This is a genomic window from Ideonella azotifigens, assembly GCF_006519715.1.
In the GTDB taxonomy this organism is placed as follows: Bacteria; Pseudomonadota; Gammaproteobacteria; order Burkholderiales; family Burkholderiaceae_C; genus Ideonella; species Ideonella azotifigens.
This window is the reverse complement of sequence record NZ_VIDT01000680.1, coordinates 1-2884: the sequence shown is the minus strand read 5'-3', so window position 1 is coordinate 2884 and position 2884 is coordinate 1. Positions and strand designations below refer to the sequence as shown.

The following is a 2884-nucleotide window of genomic DNA, read 5'->3' as shown; positions in this document are numbered from 1 at the left end:
GCTGGGCGCTGTGGCGCTGAAGCAGGCGGTGGGTGACTGAAACCCGGGCCGGGCGATGGATCAGGCGCCGCGGGTCGGGCCGGCCAGCGCTTCGGCCAACAGGTCCAGCCGGTCCTGGCCCCAGAAGATCTCGCCGTCCAGCACATAGCTGGGCGCACCGAACACCTGGGCCTCGATGGCCTCGCGGCTGTAGCGCTCGTAGACGGCGGCCACTTCCGGCGTGGTCGATTCGGCCAGGCGTTCGGCCGGCAGTTCGCACTCGGCCAGCACGGTGGCCAGAGTGGCCGGGTCGGCGATGTTGCGCTCCTGCACCCACACGGCAGTCAGCAGCGCCGCACTGAGGCGAAGCGCCGCTTCGGTGCCGTCCTTCAGGTCGACCGCGATGATCAGCAGCGAAGCCGGGCCGGTGGCCACCGGGAAGAACTTCGGCTCGATGTTCATCGGCAGCCCCAGGCTCTTCGAGATGCGGCGCAGCTCCACCAGCCGGTAGGCCTGGCGCTGCGGCGCACGCTGGGCCAGCGGCAGGCCGCCGGAAACCGGGAAGACCTTGCCCAGGTCGATGGGTCGCACGCGGATGCTGGCGCCGACTTCGCGGGCCAGCTTGACGAAGCGTTCGTGCCCCAGGTAGGTCCAGGGGCTGTGCGGGGCGAGGTGGTAGTCGATGACGCGGCTCAAGAACGGCTCCATGCGCAAGTGGGTGCGAGGAATTTCGCACCGTCCGGTTTATAGGCCAAGTCGCCGAACCGTTCGCACACAAAACGCGCTTCAGGCCTCCCGCCACATGCGCAGGCTGCGTCCTTCGTCCTCCTCGCCCGTCACACGAAAACCCAGGCGCTCGTACAGGCGGCGCGCCGGGTTGTTGACGAGCACCGAAAGCAGCATGGGCCGGCCCTGCGCCGAGGCCTGCGCGCACAGCGCGCCCAACAATGCGCTGGCCAGGCCACGGCCCTGGTGGGCGGGCAGCAGCTGAACCTGCACGATGTGCCAGGCCTCGGGCTCGTCGCGCCACTTCAGCATGCCGGCCGGCTCGCCCTTCCACAGCAGCAGCTGGATGTCCTCGAAGTACAGCAGCACCCGTGCCAGCGCGTCTTCGGCCGTTGGCTGGTAGCCCGCGCCGCGCAGCCGTTCCGTCATCGTCTGCTCGCGAAGGGCCAGCAGGAAGGGCAGGTCGGCATCGGTGGCGGGCCGCAGCGTCAGCCCGGTGGGCAGCGGCGAGATCGAAGGCAGGCGCATGACCGCCAGCATAGCCAGCGCCGGCCGTTGGCGCGCCACAACGCAGAAGGCCTCTCCCGCTTGCGCACCCGCGGCGAGTGCCTTCATCATTCGCACCCCATTGCTGGAAGCGCCCACGACAGCGCCCGCATCACGGAGATCCCCTATGTCCTCCTTGTTCATTTCGACCATCGACTGAACACGGTTCCCGCGCCCCGGCTGAACCGTGTCTGTTTTTCAGATTCGGCCTCAGACCGCGTGGCAAGCAAGCCCCGCCGCCATTGAGCCGGGGCATTGCTTTTCGGAAACCGCAATGAGTGCACAACTCCGTTCCCGCGCCCTCGAGGAGGGGCGGGTCAAGGCCCTGCGCCGCATGAAACAGCCGATGACGCTGGTGCTCGAAACGAGCCCTGGCGCGCGCGACCCCGTGGCGCGTGCCCTCGGCCAGCGTGGCTTGCGTGGCGCAGGCCAACACATCCAAAGCCGCGGCGCCCAGCGCCGTGCAGACCGCGTGGCGCTGCAGGCGCTGCTGCGAAGAGAGGATTGGGATGAATGATCCCCAGCAACTGCGCGACCAGCTGGCGCAAAAAAACCAACAGCTGCAGAACGTCGCCGCCCAGCTCAAGACAGAGCTGTTCGGCATCGACGCCATCATCGACCGCGTCATCGATTCGGTGCGCGCCTGGTACCTGCTGCCCGAGCTCGTCTCGCGGCCCGTCATCGTCTGCCTCTGGGGCCTGACCGGCACCGGCAAGACCCAGTTGGTGCGCCGCCTGGCGCAACTGCTGGGCTTCTACGACCGCTTCGTCGAAGTGCAGATGGACGGCTTCTCCAACGGTGCAGGCTGGCGCGGCGCGCAGAGCATCTCGGGCATGCTGGGGCAGTCCGGCGTGCGCGAGGGCGAGCCGGGCATCCTCGCGCTGGACGAGTTCCAGCGCTTCCGCACCATCGACAACAAGCGCGCCGAGGTGCGCGTCGAGCGCTACCAGGATGTCTGGGCGCTGCTGTCAGACGGCAGGCTGCCGCCGTCGCTCTCGCTGCTGGGCGACATCGAGTCGTCCCTTGCCGAGGCCGCGTTCGATGCCGAACGCGCCGAGGCCAGCGAGGCTCAGCGGCGCTTCAAGCTGCGCAGCTGGGAGGCCAAGGAACTCAAGCGCAACATGAAGCTCGACGAGCCCTTGCTGCAGATCATGGCCTGGACGCCCGAGCAGGTGCAGCAGCGCCTGCGCGAGTTTCGCGACAGCGGCCAGCAGCAGTGGGAGACGGACTACAGCCGGCTGCTGGTCTTCGTCTGCGGCAACCTCGACGAGATGTACGAGGACCTGGCCACCAGCGTGGACGACTGCGACAGCGATGCCGACACCTTCCACGCCATCACCGGCAAGCTGAGCGTCATCGACGTGAAGCAGGCGCTCAACAAGCGCTTCAAGCCCGAGCAGGTGGCGCGACTGGGCAACGAGCATGTCATCTACCCCTCGCTGTCGCGCCGTGCGTACGAGCAGTTGATTGAGCAGAACTGCGCTCGCTATGCCCGCGATACGGCGGGCCGCTGCGGCCTGCATTTCGATCTGGCCACCAGCGTTCGCGAGCAGATCTACGCCAACGCCGTCTTCCCCGCGCAGGGCACCCGGCCGCTGTTCTCGTCGCTGCACGCCATCCTCGGCGCAGGCCT

4 protein-coding genes are annotated in these 2884 nt (G+C 68.1%); 2 read left to right on the top strand and 2 right to left on the bottom strand.

Going from position 1 to position 2884, the window contains the following annotated elements:
- Positions 1-60: 60 nt before the first annotated feature.
- On the bottom strand, positions 61-675 hold the full coding sequence (locus FKP22_RS26165; protein WP_231011000.1) for a 2-hydroxychromene-2-carboxylate isomerase: 615 nt from the start codon (positions 673-675) through the stop codon (positions 61-63).
- Between the two features lie 90 nt (positions 676-765).
- Entirely contained in the window at positions 766-1233 is a 468-nt protein-coding gene (locus FKP22_RS26160; protein ID WP_170201095.1) for a GNAT family N-acetyltransferase, read from the bottom strand.
- A gap of 292 nt (positions 1234-1525) precedes the next feature.
- Here FKP22_RS26160 and FKP22_RS26155 point away from each other — a divergent pair, with 292 nt between their 5' ends.
- Together FKP22_RS26155 and FKP22_RS26150 are read left to right on the top strand one after the other, a co-directional pair.
- Positions 1526-1768 carry a hypothetical protein gene (locus tag FKP22_RS26155; RefSeq protein ID WP_141290789.1) on the top strand — a complete coding sequence of 81 codons (243 nt, stop codon included), beginning with the start codon at positions 1526-1528 and terminating at the stop codon, positions 1766-1768.
- On the top strand, positions 1761-2884 hold a 1124-nt coding region (locus tag FKP22_RS26150; RefSeq protein WP_141290787.1), incomplete at its 3' end, for an ATP-binding protein. The genes FKP22_RS26155 and FKP22_RS26150, both read left to right, overlap by 8 nt.